This window comes from Pseudomonas sp. TNT2022 ID1044 (genome assembly GCF_028656895.1).
GTDB lineage: Bacteria > Pseudomonadota > Gammaproteobacteria > Pseudomonadales > Pseudomonadaceae > Aquipseudomonas > Aquipseudomonas reinekei.
In genome coordinates, this window is record NZ_JAMDHB010000012.1 from 1 (window position 1) to 16,901 (window position 16,901).

The following is a 16,901-nucleotide window of genomic DNA, read 5'->3' on the forward strand; positions in this document are numbered from 1 at the left end:
CACTCAGTTTTCGCGGCCGCCTTCATAAAAGATCATATCCACCCAGATTACCATTTAATTAGTATGGTGCAGAATGGAGTTGCATTTCACTACGGTCAGATGCCCGCATTACTTCGTGACGCAATAGAGACGGCATTTCGTAAGGGTACAATTAAATTTTTGGTATGTACTACAACTCTTTTTCAAGGTATCAACCTACCTGCGCGCAATGTTTTTATTGATACACCAGCTCGGGGTAGAGGCGATAAGCAAATCCTTGATCCAGCTCTTTTATGGAATTTTGCAGGTCGAGCAGGCCGCATGGCGAAAGACATAGTGGGTAATGTTTTTTTGGTAAATTATGACTCGTGGAGCGAACAGCCCATGAATGTTTTTTCAAAATTCACCATTAAATCTGCGCTGACTGAGGCTGTTACTTATTGTGCTGCTGATGTTTTGCATGTGCTTGAGAATAAATCACTTTCTAGTAAGCCTCGTGATGAAGCTCATAGAAGTGCTGTTGCTTCAGCTGGAATGCTCATCAACAAAGCTAGGCAGGGTGACATTCACGGTTTTCTTAGTCGAGTTGCACCTGAGTTGGATATTTTAGACTCGTATCGTCTTAGTGAGGCCTCACTCAACGCGTCGGAGCAAATAGCGCTGCCGTCAACTGTTCTTAGCACTAACTGGACATTGGATCTATTTGCACTCAATGATCTCATGTCTTTTTTGGAGATGAGGGCAGCAGATGGAATGATAGATGAATATATTCCAAAGAATCCATCAGAGCTAGGTAGTCGGTCTTTTACGCATTATCGTGATATATTTAATATCATGTTTAAATTGATAAAGGGTTTTGATGGTAATTTTGGTGGGTATGTTGCACGGATCGCGGTAAGGTGGATGGAAGGAAAGCCTTATCCAGTGATCCTCAAATATGAAATAAAGTCTAAAGCTGATCAGGTGCAGAAGAAGCGCGATTTTGACAATATGTATGCGCGTACGAATCCTAATTATAAGTCAAAGAAAATCGCGGATGTAAATCCTAGCAAAGTGATCAAAGATACTTTTGATACTATAGAAGATGTGGTGCGATTCCAGTTGGTGCAGATGGGTAAGGCCTATATCGACATTCTTAGCTATGTACTTGTTGAAGGCGGTCTTAGTCATCGAATACCAGAGATATTCGATTTTGCTTTAGCGCTTGAGTTAGGTGTCAGCACTCCGACTGGACGAGCATTTCTTGAGTTAGGGCTTTCTCGAATTGCAGCATCTGAGCTTCAGAGACTGGTGCCGGATAGTAATCTGGATGTTATAAGGGCTAGGCAACTGATATTGGATTTTGATCACACACCCTTTTCTCTAAGTCAGGTTATCGTGGATGAGATAGCCAAAGTTCGTTTGGCTATGTCTAATTGAGATTTAGGTTAGGTGTTTTTTCGTTAAGCCAGGTTTTACCGATGAGACCTGGCTAAAGGACTCCTTGACTGAATCTCGCGGCCTGAAGAATACGAGGCCTACTAGTTTAGAAATTGCGAGAGAGGTCTTTAAGCTATTTATTTCTGCCAATAGCGATATACCGTGGAACTCGCCAATCCAAGCCTCCGCGCCACCTCAGCCTGACTCAATCCTAACGCTTTCAGTTCTCTCACGGCATCGGCATTCTCGGTTTTGCCAGGCTTACCCGAAGGTCTCTTTTTCAGCTCTTTGCCCACAAATTGACTCCGGACAAGCTGCTCTCCTCCGCCTGCTTTGAATGAGGCAAGCTCTGCGCGTGCTCGCTCTAGAGTGGTGTCGGTAGGCTCATCCTTCTGGATAGCGACACAGAGGGCCATAAGAGCAATAGGATCGAACTGGAGGGCTTCTGATAACTCGATCAATTTTGCAACCGTGATATTGCTCTTTCCTTGCTCCAGCTTTCCTATGTTGGCTTTCGCGCTGACGTCTGCCAAATCACCATAGTCAAATCCTCGGATTGTCCTGATTGCCCTGAGTGCTCCGGCGATCTCATTCTTAAGCGACATGGTCTGCCCTAAAAGCGAGGATAGAGCCATAACGCCTATCTTCCGATAAACCACGTTTGGTGGTAGTATCGGAAATACGCGGTGGCGCCTTCTCAGAGCTAATCCGCACAATCATAGGTTGAGGGTCTTTTGGATATGGGCATCAGGCAGTTTTAGCGACCTGAGCACCCAAACATATCACATGTATTGTCAGAGGCTTTTTGATTGGAAATCGAAAAAATCCAAGCAGCCAGCGAGCTCCTCTCCACCACTGGAGAGCCACGCTCTGGATCTGAAGGAAGCCAAGAAGCGCTAATTCATATCGCGCAGACCCGCTTCCCCGACAAAGGCTTTTGCATCGTCCAGCAGTGGACGATCGTACGCGCGATAGCTAGCGATGCGGATCTCACCAAAATCCACGTTCATGGCCACTTGCCGCTCTTTGTTTTCGCCGAAAAAGTCATCCTAGACAGCCAAGGACGCTTCGATTACGGAAACTCGGTTCGCAGCACCATGGCTATTTCATTTCAAGATGGCTTTCTCTTTGAAACCAAAAACACGGTGTACGTTTTGGTGGGAGACGGCGACGAAAAGTCAGCCAGCCTCGCCGCGATACTGTCTCTTTATCAGTGATGTCAGCTGCAACAGCGGCCTGTAGATCCACGGGAATGTGAAATGTTTAGAAGTCATGAAACTGTTGCCGAGGGCACTCCTAATATTTTTGGGGATGGGTATTCGAACTGGCGGATGTTTGAACGCCACTTGGCTCATCCTTGGTATCACGTCGTCCTTCAGGAGCGCTTGGAGGGCACGGTATGGTCAAGCACCATGATGATTAGTGACGTCGATATGCTCGAAGAAATACTTTCCAAACAAACCAGCGAGTTTGTCGTTACGGAAATTCAGGTCGTCACGCCTGGGTGGATGAACAAAGCCGGCAAATGGATTATGGAGGGGCTTTCGGGGTTGCTGGTCGGATATGACTCTAGTGGTGCTCGTGTTTGCCTTCATAACATTGGCGACGAAAAGGCTTATACGGATGCCCCAGGCTGTCTTGTTGACCCTCACTCCCTCAAAGGGCTTCGAGTGATTTTTTAATCCGAGTACGTAAATCGCAGCCTCTCCTGGCAAGGCGCGCCATGGTCGGAGGCCGCCCGCCACAGCTGTATGCAATGTACAACTAAAACGAAAGTGGTCGTCTGCTATGAAAATTCAGATTTACTCAGATCTGCACCTCGGCTTCGCTCCATTCGATCCAGCCCCAAGCCACGCGGACGTAGTCATCCTCGCCGGCGACATTGATATCAAATCGCGCGGCGTGGTTTGGGCGAACGACACATTCCAGTGTCCGGTGATCTACGTTTGCGGAAACCATGAGTACTACGGCGGCCACATTGATCACACGCTGCGAAAAATGAAAGAGGCGGCTGCTGCTCACGTGCACGTCCTCGAAAACGAAGTATTGATCATCAACCAAACTAGGTTTTTGGTCACGACAGCGTGGACAGATTTCTCGTCTACCGGCGATGTGGTTGCCGCGAAACGTATTGCGTGGGATTGGATGAACGATTTCACTGTGATCAGAACCGATGCAAGTTTTCGGCGTTTACGTCCTGATGACTTGATCGCTAAATCACAGGCGGCGTACACCTGGCTTACTGAGGAATTGAACAAGCCCTTCGCCGGGAAAACTGTCGTCGTCACGCACCATGCCCCTACGTCGGAATACGTAAGTGGGGATTTTCCAGAACACCTCGTTGCTGCGTACGCAAACAATTGGCCGGCGCTTCTGGAGAAGGCCGATCTGTGGATTTATGGACATACCCACATCGCTGCGGATTTCGTTAAAGGAGGATGCCGCGTTGTGTCAAATCCTCGCGGATACCCGACCGAAGAGACCGGTTTCGATCAGGATTTTTTGCTCGAGATTTGATGAGCGGCATTCAGCGATAAACCTCAGCAATTTGGGTTTTTCCCTACTTTCTAGCGCTGGGATGACTTCCATTCGTGCGATCTAAACCTGAATCGATCGAGAAATTCACATGGTTACGTTAGAAGAGATTTCCCAGCTCCTTTACGGGGCAGGGAAGGAAGCACCGGGCTGGCAGAGCACCCAAGACGAGCTAATTGCATTGGCCGCAAACGCCTTCCCTGGCAAAGCCTTCTGTGTTGTGAAGCAGTGGATCCTGATCGACCTCACGGTTAACCCTGCTGAGAAAGAAAAGCTCTCCCGGCTCGGTCTACTTCCGGCGACGCTTTTCGCACACGAAATCGTACTGGACAGTAGAGGTCGCTTCCAACCTGGCATGTGGGTGCGCAGTAATTTCGGCGTGTCTTTTACTGAAGGCTGCATGTTTGAAACCAACAATACTGTCTATCTCCTGCTTGGGCCAGGACTGAGAAAAGAGGCTAGCATTGGCGCCGCTTTTTCAATGAAAGCTGGTTAAGCAATGACCGCCGCAAATACATATTGAGTCATTTTTGGAGCTTTGGCCGGATGCCGGAAATCATCGAAGTCGAATTTCATAGTAAGTATCTCAGTGACTTCCAACTGAGTCGCCTTGTAAAAGCGAGTCTCCGAAAATACACAGTGCCCATAACGGCTTTTATCAGCGATGCAGTGATCATCGAGGATAGGTGCCTTGGCGTGTCCTTCGACCACTTTCCACATGACGACGCGTACCGAACCGCCAATGGCGGAATCATCCGCACAGAAAAAATTCAGAGGGCCTGGAAAGAGGGGCGTTTCTGGCTTTTGGAAACGAGGGAAGGAAATTACCTTGTTGGTAGCTTCAAGCGTGGGGGCGGGCGACGGAGTTTTCTTGAATTGCTTCGTTCCGGTGAACGTCTCGAATCTGAGGATTGATGTTCTGGAGGAGTGGAACTGAATGGCAGCTGACGATCGCTGGACAGTTGCGAGGGCAACGAGAAATTTCGATGAGTTGATCGAGAAGGTGATCATGACGCGTAAACCGGTTTTTATCGATGGTCAGCGAAGGAGCGCTGTGCTGATCTCGATCGAAGAGTGGAACACCATCCAGGATGAGCTTCGCCCCCGCGTTCCGTCAGACCTCTGATAAATCACTTGCGAGGCCGCTTACGGTTTAATCATCAGCGCTCCGATTTAGCCCTGCGGAGCGCTTCAAACTGACTCTATCTTATGATGCTGGTTTTACCATCGGACGGCTGACAGCTCGCGTAGGCTCAATAACCGTACTCGTTCAGCAGTTTTTGCAAAAACTCACGCCGTCGTTGGACGATACTCAAAATGAGATAGTCGCGGTCTGTGTCTCTCGTCGACAAATGCCCAGCGTCTACAAGACCGTGGATATAGCCTTCGGCTTTGCCCCTAGCTTCAAGCAACGCCTCTTTGGAGGTGCTTTTGAAGATTTCATCAGCGATGAGCTGCCAGCGCTTCATTTGACGCCGACCAACTGGGTCGTCCGAAAATTTTGGTGCATTGATCAATGTGTTGAAATCGTTGGGTACGGTGGCAGTGCTCAAGGTGGGTACTCAGAACAGTGATGTCTGAGTCGAGGTTATCATGCGCACACTTAACCGCTTGCTGCTGGCTGGCTCATAGGTAGTCCTGCTTTATGTTGTTGGCTGGTCTTTGTAGGCGCTGGCGCGAAGGGACGACTTCAATGATGGTGCTCGCGATCGGTGGCACCTTTGAACATTACGGAGCGTACAGGCAGTGCTATTTAGCGAGTACATTCTTAGCCCGGAGTTGGTATGGGATATCTCAGCCTAGAGGACATCTACCCGGATGACGTACACAAATATGGCCATATGCGGGTAGGAATGACCGATCTCTACGTTAAAGACAATCACGCCGCTTATGGTGTGGTAATGCGTGGCGAATGCCGCGAGCTGACCGGTAGGTTACTGCGTGATGAAACAGTGCAAATGATCATTAGCGCTGAGCTCGCCGCATTGCCAGAGGACTACGATCCGTGGATTAGGCGGATCGAACGCAATCGTGCGTTACACGCGAGGTATGGGGATAAATTCGATCCCTGGGGGGACGACTGAAAGTCCCCACGTCCAATCACAAATGCAGCGTCTCATCTTACTCAGCCAACTTGCCTCACAAATCCATCAGTGGGACGAGCATGGGCGCCAATGAAAGGCCACGCTAGCACTCGATGAAAAGGAAAGGGCGTTGAAGATATTCCTTGATTGCGAATTTACTCAGCTCAATCGGGACTCGAAGCTGATATCCCTAGCTCTGGTATCAGAGTCGGGCCGAGAGTTCTACGTTGAGCTGATCGACACCTATCTGGTCGAAGACTGTAGTGATTTCGTTATTCAGAACGTTCTACCACAGCTTGATCCTCTGCGATGTGGTCAGTCGCTTAGCGAAGCCCAAGCCTCTCTTCGCAGATTTCTAGGGAGCTTCGTCGAGCAGCTTGAGGTGTGTTCAGATGCGCCACATTGGGATTGGAGTTTTTTCTGTGATCTCGTTGATGCAGATAATAAGCCTTGGCCAGTCAAGGTTGTGAGTCGACCGACCGACCTTACAAGCCTCTTCAATCAAGTGAATGCGGAAGCTCTTGAACAGGTGGAGCTGTCTGATCCGCCGCACCATGCGTTGCTGGACGCGCGAATGCTTGCAGAGCTTTTCAAGGTCTTGGCCTCCAGGCTTATTTTGTCACCATAGAGGCGCACCACCACGAAGGCCGATCAGCTTTGGACGGAGTACTGCAGATGATTCGAGTTTCACCATCGGTGGGGAAACGACAAAACTGGATTATTTCAAATTATGGTTCAGCCATAATTATTGCTGAGCCATAATTTTCACTTCCAAAAGCCCCGTTTAATCGGAGCAACACTTCGGCATCAGAACAGGGAACCCGCCGCAGTTACTGCAACGTCGAACCGCATAAGGTTGAGTCATGAATAACCCTCGTATCTCCAACATCAAGTCCGCGCACCACGTTCAGAACAAGACCTCGCCGGCGAATGAACCGATGGAAGCCCATCTCTCCGTATCCCGAACGCTCGAGCTTCTGGCGGTTGACATGAACGCGCATCCGGAGCTCATTCAGCCCATAGATACGCGTCTGGTCGCTCGCATCCTTTCGCTAGTCGGTCAGGTAGATGTTGACCTCAATTCACCGCTCTCAGCGGAAGACGAATGAAGCGGCGAACCTAGGCTCGCATGCTTTCAAAGAGGGGTTGCAGCGACGTATTCATTTCATCAGAACCGCTGACCTTTAATCGAATTGCAGGTTTTGGTGTATTGTTAGGCGACTAACTACATAGAGAATAAACATGTCTAAACTCGCTGAATTCCGCCAGCTTGAAAAACACCTCGCCGAACAGCTCCAAGCTCTCGAGGCGCTAAAAGGCGACGCTGGCCTCAAGAAAGAAATCGAATTTGAAACCAAGCTGCGCGCTCTGCTTGCCGAGTACGGCTACAGCCTGCCGAACGTGATCAACCTGCTTGATCCGAAGTCTGGTCGTCGTGCACCAGTCGCTGAGCCTCAAGCCAGTACTCGAAAGCCGCGCCAGGTTAAGGTCTACAAAAACCCTAACACCGGGGAAGTCGTCGAAACCAAAGGCGGCAACCACAAGATTCTGAAGGAATGGAAAGCGAAATACGGTTCCGAAACCGTGGAGTCCTGGCTGACCAAGTAATTTTGGTTTGAGTACAAGAAAAGGCCTATCAGGGCCTTTTTGTTATCGATTCATAGTCAGTCTGAGGGTGTTGGCATTTCCAATTCCACTTTAGATCCGTTAAAGCGCCGCCTCCGGATTCCGCCCAAATGCTCGGCTGTATTCGGCCTTCGCAGTCTGTTCGGTAAACTCCCCCGACCACTTCGACACCACCACGGTCGCTACGCTATTTTGCCGATGGTGTTGCAGGTGGCGATGGCCATGGTCATGAAGCGATATATACCCCGCACAGCAACGCCAGGCCTTCCACAGGCAGCACACCAATTGCTGTCACCGTGGCGGTGAGCCGACGAAGCTGGCGCCGGACACCGCTGCTACGTCTGAGGACGTGACCAGCATGACGGCGCTGGTGCATGCCGTGCTGAAACCGGCAAAAACCCTCATACCCTCAATTAAAGCTAAAAGACTTCCTCCGAACCTATGCAGGATTTTTAGCCGTGTATAGGAATCGCGGCCAATCGTCCGATTTAGCATTCAAACGTGGAGCAACCCGTGGCCTCCGCGCATCTCTGCGCTATGGTAAGTTTTCCGACATATAAGACTAAAGTCGTAGGAGGGCGTGCCATGCGTATTCGCGGGGATGTTTTTTGGCAATGGGCTGATCCGGCGCTTCACCATCGAACACACGACGAAACGTTAGACGACGGAACCTTCATTGATGTCCAGGTGAGGCTGTCGCCCACGGGAAACACGCAGATGTTCATTGGAGTATATGCAGCGAGCGGCATGGCTTTGCATGAAGAGGCGCTTGATTCCAGGCCAGGCGAATCAATGACTCGTGCTTTAGCATGGGGCGTGGGGTGTGCAAGGCGACTCGCGATTGGTCTCAAACCTACTGAAAGGCATGTTGCCTAGACCTATATCTGCAGCTTGGTAGGGGTGTGGTCGCCATACAAAGTACGCGATCAACCTGCTCGATCCACAAAATTGGCCGCCGTCGTGCTCCAGCTGTTGAGTCCAAAGCCGCCACCCGTAAGCCGCGCCAAGTGACGGTCTACAAAAATCCGCACACTGATGAAGTTGTTGAGACCCAAGGCGGCAACCACAAGATTCTGAAGGAATGGAAAGCGAAATACGGATCCGACACCGTCGAGTCCTGGCTGACCAAGTGAGTTTGGTTTGAGTACAAAAAAGGCCCGAGAAGGGCCTTTTTTTATAGCTGGTTAGGGCATCTAGTTTGGTGTGAGTTAAGGGTCAGTTTCATACGATTTTTCCTTGAAGGTTGGTGGGTTCAACTATGAGGTGCCGGCGACGCATCAGGCGATAGGCTGCCGGAATGACAAACAGGGAAAGCAATGGGGCCGTGATCATGCCGCCGACCATAGGCGCGGCGATGCGGCTCATCACTTCGCTACCAGTACCGCTGCCCAACAAAATGGGTAAAAGGCCTGCAATGATCACGGCAACGGTCATGGCCTTGGGTCGAACGCGCTGCACAGCGCCTTCGCGAATGGCCGCAACCAGCCCACGCTCAGTGTTGTCGCCGAGGTCTTCACGCTCGGCCCAGGCGTTCTTCAGGTAGAGCAGCATGATTACGCCGAACTCGGCAGACACCCCGGCCAAGGCGATAAAGCCGACTCCGGTGGCGACCGACAGGTTGTATCCCAGCAGATAGAGAAACCATGCTCCGCCAGTCAGTGCGAATGGCAGAGTGGCCATGATCAGCAACGCCTCATCGAAGCGGGCGAAAGTCAGGTAGAGCAGCACAAAGATGATCAACAGCGTGGCAGGCACCACTAGTTTGAGGCGTGCGTTGGCTCTTTCTAGAAACTCGAACTGTCCTGAGTAACTCAGGCTCATGCCGGGCTGCAACTTGACCTGCTCATTGACGACCTGGCGTAGATCGGCGACCACCGAGGCAATGTCTCGCCCCCGCACGTCGATGTATACCCAGCCAGAAGGCCGTGCGTTCTCGCTCTTGAGCATTGGCGGCCCGTCGCTGACCTTGACCTTCGCCACAGTGCCGAGGGTGATCTGGCTGCCTAACGGAGTGTAAATCGGTAATCGCTCCAGGCTGCCGACCGAGTCACGCCACTCACGTGGGTAACGCACGTTAATCGGAAAGCGTGCGAGACCTTCAATGGTCTCGCCGACGTTTTCGCCGCCGATAGCGCCGGCAACGATGGACTGCACATCAGCGATATTTAGTCCGTAGCGGGCGGCGGCCTTGCGGTCGATATCTACGTCGATATAGCGGCCACCGGTCAGTCGCTCGGCCAGAGCCGAACTGACACCGGGCACACCCTTGGCCACCCGCTCGACCGCCTGAGTAGCGGCATCGATCTCCGTCAGGTTGGTGCCGGCAACCTTCACGCCGATAGGACTCTTGATCCCAGTGGCCAGCATGTCGATGCGGTTTCGAATCGGTGGTATCCAGATATTGGTTAACCCAGGAACTCGTACCACTCGATCCAGTTCTTCCACCAACTTTTCCTGGGTCATGCCAGGGCGCCATTGCTGATGAGGTTTGAATTGAATCGTGGTTTCGAACATTTCCAGCGGTGCCGGATCGGTAGCGGTTTCGGCGCGACCTGCTTTACCAAAGACGTGTTCGACCTCTGGAACAGTCTTAATCAGGCGGTCGGTTTGTTGCAGCAATTGCGCCGCTTTCTGCGCCGACAATCCCGGCAGGGCTGAGGGCATATAGAGCAGATCGCCTTCGTCCAACGGGGGGAGAAACTCACCGCCCAAGCGCGACATTGGCCATAGCGCACTGACAAAAACCAATAGCGCCACCAGCAGCGTGATCTTTGGTCGACGCAAGACCGCGTCCAGAGCGGGCTGGTAGATCCGGATCAGCCAACGGTTTAGCGGGTTATGTTGCTCAGTGGGGATTCGACCCCGAATCCAATAGCCCATCAGCACTGGCACCAAGGTCACTGACAATCCTGCCGCTGCGGCCATGGCGTAGGTCTTGGTGAAAGCTAATGGGCCGAACAATCGCCCTTCCTGTGCTTCCAGGGTAAAAACCGGAATGAACGACAGGGTGATGATTAACAAACAGAAGAACAGTGCTGGGCCTACTTCTGCCGCCGCTTCGGTCATTACATGCCAATGACGCTCACCCTTCAGTTCCTCCCCAGGATTGGCTACATGCCAGGCCTCGATCTTCTTATGGGCGTTCTCGATCATCACCACGGCGGCATCGACCATGGCGCCGATGGCGATGGCAATCCCACCCAAGGACATGATGTTGGCGTTGATCCCTTGGTAACGCATTACGATGAAGGCAATCAACACACCCACCGGCAGGGAGATGATCGCCACCAGCGATGAGCGCAAGTGCCACAGGAAGATCCCACAGACCAATGCGACAACGATGAACTCTTCGATGAGCTTGTGACTGAGATTTTCCACAGCACGGTCGATCAGTTTGCTGCGGTCATACGTTGTGACGATTTCTACGCCAGCCGGCAAACTGCTTTTCAGTTCGTCGAGCTTCGTCTTGACCGCCGCAATGGTCTCGCGAGCATTCTTGCCACTGCGCAAAATCACCACGCCGCCGACGGTCTCGCCTTCGCCGTCGAGTTCAGTAATGCCACGCCGCATTTCCGGCCCCAACTGGATCGTGGCGACATCGCCAAGACTCACCGGTACACCTCCAGCACCGAGCTTCAACGGGATAGCACGAAAGTCATTGAGCGTTTTTAGGTAGCCTGAGGCCCGCACAATGAACTCGGTCTCAGCCATCTCCAGCACGGCACCACCGGTTTCCTGATTGGCCTTGCCGATAGCCTCGGTTACCTCAGCTTGAGTGATACCGAGGCTGGCCAGTTTGAGCGGATCAAGCTGCACCTGGTACTGCTTGACCATGCCTCCCACGGTGGCTACTTCCGCAACGTTTGGAAGGGTCTTGAGTTCGAACTTTAGGAACCAGTCCTGAAGCGCACGAAGCTGTGCCAGATCGTGTCCGCCACTGCGATCCACCAGTGCGTACTGATAGATCCAACCCACTCCCGTCGCATCCGGCCCCAACGCTGGCTTGGCGCTGGCTGGCAACCGACTTTGTATCTGACTTAGATACTCCAACACCCGTGAACGGGCCCAGTACAGGTCAGTACCGTCCTCGAACAGCACGTAGACGAAGCTGTCACCGAAGAAGGAATAACCGCGCACCGTCTTTGCGCCTGGCACCGAGAGCATGGTGGTCGTCAACGGATAGGTCACCTGATTTTCGACAATCTGCGGCGCCTGGCCTGCGTAAGGTGTACGGATGATCACCTGCACATCGGAGAGGTCTGGCAGCGCATCAATGGGCGTGCTCTGCACCGACCAAATGCCCCAAGCCGTGACGAACAGTGTCGCCAATAGCACCAGGAATCGGTTGGCTACCGACCAACGAATCAGGGCAGCAATCATGGTTGGCTCCCCGATTTTTCCAGACGCTCAACACGCAAACCATCATCGGTCTGGCTCACTGCGATTCGAACCTTGTCACCCTCTTTGAGGCCCTGCATCAGCGCCGGGTTAGCGAGTGGAAAAGTCATCGTCATGCCAGGCATGCCCAGCGTCTTGAAGGGGCCATGGGCGAGCGTGACTTCTTTGTCGTTGATCTCAACGATCTGCCCATCCGCCTTATGAAAGCTGGAGGCTGCTGCGCTGGGTGGTGACGCTTCCTCCGTGCTGGCGACTATGCCCTTAAGACTGGCCTCCGAGTCGAGCAGGAACTGGCCAGACGTAACCACCTTCTGGCCTTCCTCCAGACCTTTCAATATCGCCGTCTTACCATCGTTTTCCTGCCCGAGTTGCACCTCCACTGGACGATAGCGACCGGCGTCTTCAGTCAGCATCACCAGGGCTCGTCGGCCAGTGCGAATCACCGCCTCGCTCGGCACCCACAACACACTTTGCTCGGTCGAACGATTCAGGCGTACCTGCGCCGTCAAACCAGGTCTGAGGCGTCCATCCGGATTGGGTAGTTCCACCCGCACGCGAAGCGTGCGACTGTCCGGATTTGTCTCGGGCAAAATTGCGCTGACCTTGCCGTTGAGCATTGTCCCTGGGAAGGCTGGCAGGCGCGCTTCGACCGCCTGCCCCACGGTGATCAATCCGGCATCCGATTCTGGAACGGCCACGGCTAGCCAGACACTGCTCAAGCCATTGACGCGTGCCAGAGTATCGCCAGTAGCCACAGTCATACCCGCACGTACATTCAATTCTTGCAGCACACCACCAATAGGGCTGGTGAGAGTCAGGTAGGGTTGAACCTTGCCGCCACGCTCTACCTGAGCAATCAATGCTGCCGGCATACCGGTGAGACGCAGTCGCTGACGGGCCGCAGCCAACAGGTCAGCATCCCCGCTGCGCTTCAGTGCAAGAAACTCTGTCTGGGCAGCTGCCCATTCCGGCACCAGGATATCCGCCAATGCCGCGTTGGCTTTGAGCACATCACCGGGAGCGTGGGCATATACCCGCTCCACAAAGCCCGTGGTGCGTGCCTGAATCACAGCGACATCACGTTCGTTGAATCCCAAGACACCCGTCACATCGAGGCTGGAGTCAAAGATTCCACGGGTGACTGTTGCAAAACGCAGACCGAGATTCTGGGTCAGACTCGGATCGATACTGACGGTCGCACGATCCCCTGCGCCCCCGGCGTACTTAGGAACCAGTTGCATGTCCATGAAGGGGGACTTACCCGGCTTATCGAACTTTTGCTGCGGGTACATGGGGTCATACCAATACAGAGCCTTGCGTTCGTCAGGTGAATCGAGGCTCTGCTCCTGGGCAGAACTGGATACCCCATTCATGCGCTGTTGAGCGAACCAGTAACCACCGGCAATACCGAACGCCAGCGAGATGCCTACCAACAATGCCCCGTTCCATTTAAGGTTCATTGGCTGGCCTCCCCATAAGCGAAATACAGACGCGCACTGGTCAGCGCTCGCTGCTCTTCCACGTCGATCTGCTTGAGACGGGCCTCGATAAGCTCGCGTCGGGCGGCAACAACGGCGTTTAAATCGCCTTTGCCGGCACGGTAACTGGCCATGCTGAGTTCGACCTTTTCCTTGGCCAGCGGCAATAGGCTTTCCTGGTTTCGGCGCACGGCACGATTTAGGCGCTCATAGTCAGCCAGTTCAGTTTCCAATTGCTGGGTGTGCTCACGAGACAGGGCTTCGCGCTCGGCCTCAAGCTGACTGAGTTCGGCCTGTTTGGCTGCGATTTTGGGATTTTGCCGAGAGTCAGGAAACAGCGGTAGATCCCAGGAAAACTGCACACTGACCATGTCGCCAAACTCACGGCCACGGCGCTGGTAATCCAGTTCCCAGCTCCAGTCCGACTGCTTCTCCGACACGGCTTCACGAACCTTGGCTTGCGCTTCACGGGTCATCGGCGCAAACGCTGCCAACTCGGGATGGTGTTGCAGTTTATGGGCGTAGCTTGATGGATCGACAGGCCATTGAGGCAAGCTGCCCACAGGTTTGTCGTTGGCGGCGGAGCCTATCCAGCGTTTGAGGGCCGCTCGGGCCTGCACGCGCTGGCGAACCAGATCGTCCTGTTGCTCCTCCAGTTGAGCTGCTTCTTGCTTGGGCGTCACCGCATCGGCGGGTTGAGCGCGGCCACCGGCAATCTGGGCGCGGACGGTATCGGTCAGCAGGCGATTTTCTTTGTAGAAGTCCTGGAACAGCGCATCTTTGCGCTCAACCGAGTAGCTGCTGATCCAAGCCAATGCCGTGGACTGGCGTACCTTCAGGCGCTCGACTCCACGCTCTGCCGCAGCTCGATCAATGGCCGCATCGGCGACCTCTATGCGTGCTTTGCGCTTGTCGCTGTTGGGCATCTCTTGTCTGACCCCGACCATTTGCATGGTCATGAAGTCGTCGTTGATGCTCCAGCGATCTGGGCCGCCGATGGGGTAGTTCTGCACACCTGCTAGCAACTTGGGGTCAGGTAATTCACCAGCGGGGATGGCTGCACTGCTGGCAGCCTGAATTTTCGCGTCTTGTGCGGTCAGCGACGGCGCATTGTTTTCGGCCAGTCGCAACGCTTCATCGAGTGTCAATGCGGCAGCGAAGCTCGGCAATGCCAGTACGCTTGCCGCCAAACCGGCCACGAGGGGCCAACCTGTGCAATAGCACTTGGGGTTCATGTTCACGATTCCTGTGATGATCCACTGCGCGCTTCATAAGACATGCACGCAGATATGCCATTCCGCTAAAGCGGAATGAGGCTCAGTGTGGTACAGGAATCAAACGCGAGGGGGTCGCCAAACCCAGGACGAGGTCTTTACAGGCAAGGAATCGCTGAAGAATGAAATCACTTCGGGGCTGAATACGGTTACAGGAGGCTTTAAGATCGAGACTTGCAGCATGCCGCCCGACTTGCATTCCTGGCCCGGCTTACAAGGTTTGCCGTGATCGGAAGGGCCTTTCATATCGTTGCAGCAGTCCATCCCCATATCGTCCATCATCGCCATGCCCATCGTCTTCATTGGGCACGGTTCTGTCGGTGCCTGAACGCCCGCCATCCCGCTGAGGGGAAGCGCCAAGCTGATCATGAAGATGATGCAAAACCGCAGATAGCGTTTCATGGTCTGGAGTCTAGTCGCTGCAAATGGCTCTTACAATTGAACACGTCACCATCGACCTGTAGTCAAAGTTTCTCGAAAGCTATAACGCCGGATAGGAGTTAAGCCAGCATTACGCATCGAAAATAGGTGACAGACCAGTGTTGCTGGTGAGCTCGAACACTCGGACGTCGCCTTATGCGGTCAGGCCCATCCAGCCATGGAAGCCCACGTACAAACCAACACCGATGATCAGTACGCTGGACAGATACGGCGCACGACGAGCAACGGTGCCCAGCCATGGCCAACGGTTGGAAGCCTGTTTAGCACCAATAGCTGCCGCAGCACCGACAGTGACCAAGGTGAGCGCCAATCCGATGCTGAAGCACAGGACGAGCATGCCTCCCAGCGCGACTTCTTTAACCTGAAAACACAGCAGCAGAACGGTAATGGCAGCCGGACAAGGAATCAAACCGCCCGTCAATCCGAACATGACGATCTGGCCCGTGGTGACCTCTCGGTTGGTGAAGCGCTTACGGATATCGTTGGCATGCGCACGTTCATGCGCATCCTGATAACCGTCAATCGACAGTTCCAGACCTTCCAGCTCGGAATGCGCATGTCCGTGATCATGCTCCTGGTACTCCAGGTCGTAATCATGGGAATGCCCTGCATGCCCCAGGCTCAAGCGAGCGCTAAATTCATGAGGTTCGGGGATATCGACCGTCGATTCTAGGAAGCCTTCGCGCTCGACGAATGAGAACGTTTGAGTGCTGCCGTCCGGACGAGTAGTCATTAGGCGAACGTCTGAGGCTGAGCGTGAGCTCGGCGTCGGTAGTATTCAACGCCTTGCGTCTGCGCCAGGCTTCCATTGATTGAGTGAAAACGACCGCTTGACCTTGCCATGGCAGCAAGGCTGAGGATAAGCCAACGCCTCAGAAAAGCCTGATGCGTCAGTCTTTCCATGATCAATTTTGTTGTGAGGAGTCACCAATGAAAACTATTGAACTGCAAGTCCAGGGCATGAGCTGTGGCTCATGTGTCAAACATGTCACTGAAGCGCTGCGCCCACTTGAAGGAGTGAGTGACGTAACAGTAGATCTACAAGCCGGACGGATGAAGGTCAGCGGCGATTCGGACAGCCATGCGCTGCTTGCGGCCCTGGAGAACGCGGGCTATCCAGCACAGCTGGCGACAGTGGAAAGCGTAGCGAGTAAGAAAACCTCGGGCTGTGGCGGGAACGGCGGCGGTTGCTGCTGCCGGTAAGCCACCAGCCTATGGGATGGTTATTGCCGCTTATCCAAAGCCAGCCGATCCTCGTCTCGAAACGCGATCAACAGCAAACTTCCTGCAAAGATGATAAGTGATGGGTAGAACAACGCGTTGGATCCCTCAAAAATCCAACCCCATGGATCTATGACTGATTTCATCACGGCCAGAAGGGATGCGCCGTTGAATAGCACCTGTATGGGGTATACCCAACGGCGAGCGAAGCCAACAATGATCAGCAATCCAATGAGTATTTGAACTACTCCACCAAATTGCAGGATATTTTCAGTTCCTAAGCCTAGGTAATACTTGTTAGCCACGGCCACACTGTGCGCTACATTAAAAACCTTATCGGCTCCCCAAATGACCAATAGCCAGCCAAGTGAAACCCTTAGCATTAGCAGTGTCCAACTCTTCATTACAGCACCTCAATGTTTGTGTGTGGAATTAGTTACTTGCTT

19 protein-coding genes and 3 pseudogenes are annotated in these 16,901 nt (G+C 53.2%); 12 read left to right on the forward strand and 10 right to left on the reverse strand.

What is annotated here, in order from left to right:
• The coding region (locus M5G20_RS16885) for a helicase-related protein (protein WP_273920022.1) at positions 1–1,398 on the forward strand (1,398 nt) is incomplete at its 5' end.
• A gap of 137 nt (positions 1,399–1,535) precedes the next feature.
• Here the strand turns inward: M5G20_RS16885 and M5G20_RS16890 are convergent.
• Positions 1,536–2,003 (reverse strand): helix-turn-helix domain-containing protein, encoded by a 468-nt coding sequence (locus M5G20_RS16890; RefSeq protein ID WP_273920024.1) that lies wholly within the window; start codon positions 2,001–2,003, stop codon positions 1,536–1,538.
• A 204-nt stretch (positions 2,004–2,207) separates the two neighbouring features.
• On the opposite strand from M5G20_RS16890, the gene M5G20_RS16895 reads away from it, so the two are divergent.
• From M5G20_RS16895 to M5G20_RS16910, 4 genes are all read left to right on the forward strand, one after another.
• Complete coding sequence (locus M5G20_RS16895) at positions 2,208–2,615, forward strand: DUF6957 family protein (protein ID WP_273920026.1); 408 nt, start codon at positions 2,208–2,210, stop codon at positions 2,613–2,615.
• Between the two features lie 42 nt (positions 2,616–2,657).
• The gene (locus M5G20_RS16900) at positions 2,658–3,080 is read left to right on the forward strand and encodes a hypothetical protein (RefSeq protein WP_053154046.1); all 423 of its coding nucleotides are present in this window, start codon (positions 2,658–2,660) and stop codon (positions 3,078–3,080) included.
• 106 nt (positions 3,081–3,186) lie between these two features.
• The gene (locus M5G20_RS16905) at positions 3,187–3,915 is read left to right on the forward strand and encodes a metallophosphoesterase family protein (protein WP_273920027.1); all 729 of its coding nucleotides are present in this window, start codon (positions 3,187–3,189) and stop codon (positions 3,913–3,915) included.
• Positions 3,916–4,024: 109 nt separating this feature from the next.
• Entirely contained in the window at positions 4,025–4,429 is a 405-nt protein-coding gene (locus M5G20_RS16910; protein ID WP_273920029.1) for a DUF6957 family protein, read from the forward strand.
• Here the strand turns inward: M5G20_RS16910 and M5G20_RS16915 are convergent.
• Positions 4,426–4,944, reverse strand: coding sequence for a hypothetical protein (locus M5G20_RS16915; RefSeq protein ID WP_273920031.1), 519 nt, complete (start codon positions 4,942–4,944; stop codon positions 4,426–4,428). The genes M5G20_RS16910 and M5G20_RS16915 overlap by 4 nt on opposite strands.
• A 242-nt stretch (positions 4,945–5,186) precedes the next feature.
• A complete protein-coding gene (locus M5G20_RS16920; protein ID WP_273920032.1) occupies positions 5,187–5,486 on the reverse strand; it encodes a hypothetical protein in 300 nt (99 codons plus the stop codon).
• Positions 5,487–5,717: 231 nt separating this feature from the next.
• On the opposite strand from M5G20_RS16920, the gene M5G20_RS16925 reads away from it, so the two are divergent.
• The 4 genes from M5G20_RS16925 to M5G20_RS16940 all read left to right on the forward strand — a co-directional run bounded on the left by M5G20_RS16925 (position 5,718) and on the right by M5G20_RS16940 (position 7,625).
• The gene (locus tag M5G20_RS16925; RefSeq protein ID WP_273920034.1) at positions 5,718–6,017 is read left to right on the forward strand and encodes a hypothetical protein; all 300 of its coding nucleotides are present in this window, start codon (positions 5,718–5,720) and stop codon (positions 6,015–6,017) included.
• 130 nt (positions 6,018–6,147) lie between these two features.
• Complete coding sequence (locus M5G20_RS16930) at positions 6,148–6,645, forward strand: 3'-5' exoribonuclease (RefSeq protein ID WP_273920036.1); 498 nt, start codon at positions 6,148–6,150, stop codon at positions 6,643–6,645.
• Positions 6,646–6,880: 235 nt separating this feature from the next.
• Positions 6,881–7,126, forward strand: a complete 246-nt coding sequence (locus M5G20_RS16935) for a type II toxin-antitoxin system PrlF family antitoxin (protein WP_273920038.1) — start codon at positions 6,881–6,883, stop codon at positions 7,124–7,126.
• 133 nt (positions 7,127–7,259) lie between these two features.
• Complete coding sequence (locus M5G20_RS16940) at positions 7,260–7,625, forward strand: histone-like nucleoid-structuring protein, MvaT/MvaU family (protein ID WP_273920039.1); 366 nt, start codon at positions 7,260–7,262, stop codon at positions 7,623–7,625.
• Between the two features lie 99 nt (positions 7,626–7,724).
• Here the strand turns inward: M5G20_RS16940 and M5G20_RS16945 are convergent.
• Positions 7,725–8,009 (reverse strand): annotated as a pseudogene (locus M5G20_RS16945) (cation:dicarboxylate symporter family transporter); the annotation flags it as partial.
• Positions 8,010–8,228: 219 nt separating this feature from the next.
• Here M5G20_RS16945 and M5G20_RS16950 point away from each other — a divergent pair.
• Both M5G20_RS16950 and M5G20_RS16955 read left to right on the forward strand, forming a co-directional pair.
• Positions 8,229–8,519, forward strand: a complete 291-nt coding sequence (locus tag M5G20_RS16950; RefSeq protein WP_250548238.1) for a hypothetical protein — start codon at positions 8,229–8,231, stop codon at positions 8,517–8,519.
• Positions 8,520–8,559: 40 nt separating this feature from the next.
• A pseudogene (locus M5G20_RS16955) lies at positions 8,560–8,776 on the forward strand (histone-like nucleoid-structuring protein, MvaT/MvaU family); the annotation flags it as partial.
• A gap of 88 nt (positions 8,777–8,864) precedes the next feature.
• On the opposite strand, the gene M5G20_RS16960 reads toward M5G20_RS16955, so the two are convergent.
• From M5G20_RS16960 to M5G20_RS16980, 5 genes and pseudogenes are all read right to left on the reverse strand, one after another.
• Entirely contained in the window at positions 8,865–12,023 is a 3,159-nt protein-coding gene (locus M5G20_RS16960; protein ID WP_273920040.1) for an efflux RND transporter permease subunit, read from the reverse strand.
• Positions 12,020–13,501, reverse strand: coding sequence for an efflux RND transporter periplasmic adaptor subunit (locus M5G20_RS16965; RefSeq protein WP_273920041.1), 1,482 nt, complete (start codon positions 13,499–13,501; stop codon positions 12,020–12,022). The genes M5G20_RS16960 and M5G20_RS16965 overlap by 4 nt, the downstream gene beginning before the upstream one ends.
• Complete coding sequence (locus M5G20_RS16970) at positions 13,498–14,754, reverse strand: TolC family protein (RefSeq protein ID WP_273920042.1); 1,257 nt, start codon at positions 14,752–14,754, stop codon at positions 13,498–13,500. Before M5G20_RS16970 ends, M5G20_RS16965 begins: the two co-directional genes overlap by 4 nt.
• Positions 14,755–14,853: 99 nt before the next feature.
• Positions 14,854–15,195, reverse strand: coding sequence for a hypothetical protein (locus tag M5G20_RS16975; protein ID WP_105753648.1), 342 nt, complete (start codon positions 15,193–15,195; stop codon positions 14,854–14,856).
• 172 nt (positions 15,196–15,367) lie between these two features.
• Positions 15,368–15,988 (reverse strand): annotated as a pseudogene (locus M5G20_RS16980) (nickel/cobalt efflux transporter); the annotation flags it as partial.
• Between the two features lie 176 nt (positions 15,989–16,164).
• Here M5G20_RS16980 and M5G20_RS16985 point away from each other — a divergent pair.
• Positions 16,165–16,437, forward strand: coding sequence for a heavy-metal-associated domain-containing protein (locus M5G20_RS16985; protein WP_273920043.1), 273 nt, complete (start codon positions 16,165–16,167; stop codon positions 16,435–16,437).
• A 20-nt stretch (positions 16,438–16,457) separates the two neighbouring features.
• On the opposite strand, the gene M5G20_RS16990 is transcribed toward M5G20_RS16985, so the two are convergent.
• Positions 16,458–16,859: a DoxX family protein gene (locus M5G20_RS16990; RefSeq protein ID WP_273920044.1), complete on the reverse strand. Its 402-nt coding sequence runs from the start codon at positions 16,857–16,859 to the stop codon at positions 16,458–16,460.
• Positions 16,860–16,901: the final 42 nt, after the last annotated feature.

Coding starts and splice junctions, on each gene's coding strand:
- M5G20_RS16925 (WP_273920034.1), top strand. CDS start 5,718: ATGGGATATCTCAGCCTAGAGGACATCTACCCGGATGACGTACACAAA.
- M5G20_RS16950 (WP_250548238.1), top strand. CDS start 8,229: ATGCGTATTCGCGGGGATGTTTTTTGGCAATGGGCTGATCCGGCGCTT.
- M5G20_RS16915 (WP_273920031.1), bottom strand. CDS start 4,944: ATGATCACCTTCTCGATCAACTCATCGAAATTTCTCGTTGCCCTCGCA.
- M5G20_RS16970 (WP_273920042.1), bottom strand. CDS start 14,754: ATGAACCCCAAGTGCTATTGCACAGGTTGGCCCCTCGTGGCCGGTTTG.
- M5G20_RS16905 (WP_273920027.1), top strand. CDS start 3,187: ATGAAAATTCAGATTTACTCAGATCTGCACCTCGGCTTCGCTCCATTC.
- M5G20_RS16900 (WP_053154046.1), top strand. CDS start 2,658: ATGTTTAGAAGTCATGAAACTGTTGCCGAGGGCACTCCTAATATTTTT.
- M5G20_RS16975 (WP_105753648.1), bottom strand. CDS start 15,195: ATGAAACGCTATCTGCGGTTTTGCATCATCTTCATGATCAGCTTGGCG.
- M5G20_RS16985 (WP_273920043.1), top strand. CDS start 16,165: ATGAAAACTATTGAACTGCAAGTCCAGGGCATGAGCTGTGGCTCATGT.
- M5G20_RS16990 (WP_273920044.1), bottom strand. CDS start 16,859: ATGAAGAGTTGGACACTGCTAATGCTAAGGGTTTCACTTGGCTGGCTA.
- M5G20_RS16960 (WP_273920040.1), bottom strand. CDS start 12,023: ATGATTGCTGCCCTGATTCGTTGGTCGGTAGCCAACCGATTCCTGGTG.
- M5G20_RS16965 (WP_273920041.1), bottom strand. CDS start 13,501: ATGAACCTTAAATGGAACGGGGCATTGTTGGTAGGCATCTCGCTGGCG.
- M5G20_RS16910 (WP_273920029.1), top strand. CDS start 4,025: ATGGTTACGTTAGAAGAGATTTCCCAGCTCCTTTACGGGGCAGGGAAG.
- M5G20_RS16935 (WP_273920038.1), top strand. CDS start 6,881: ATGAATAACCCTCGTATCTCCAACATCAAGTCCGCGCACCACGTTCAG.
- M5G20_RS16940 (WP_273920039.1), top strand. CDS start 7,260: ATGTCTAAACTCGCTGAATTCCGCCAGCTTGAAAAACACCTCGCCGAA.
- M5G20_RS16890 (WP_273920024.1), bottom strand. CDS start 2,003: ATGTCGCTTAAGAATGAGATCGCCGGAGCACTCAGGGCAATCAGGACA.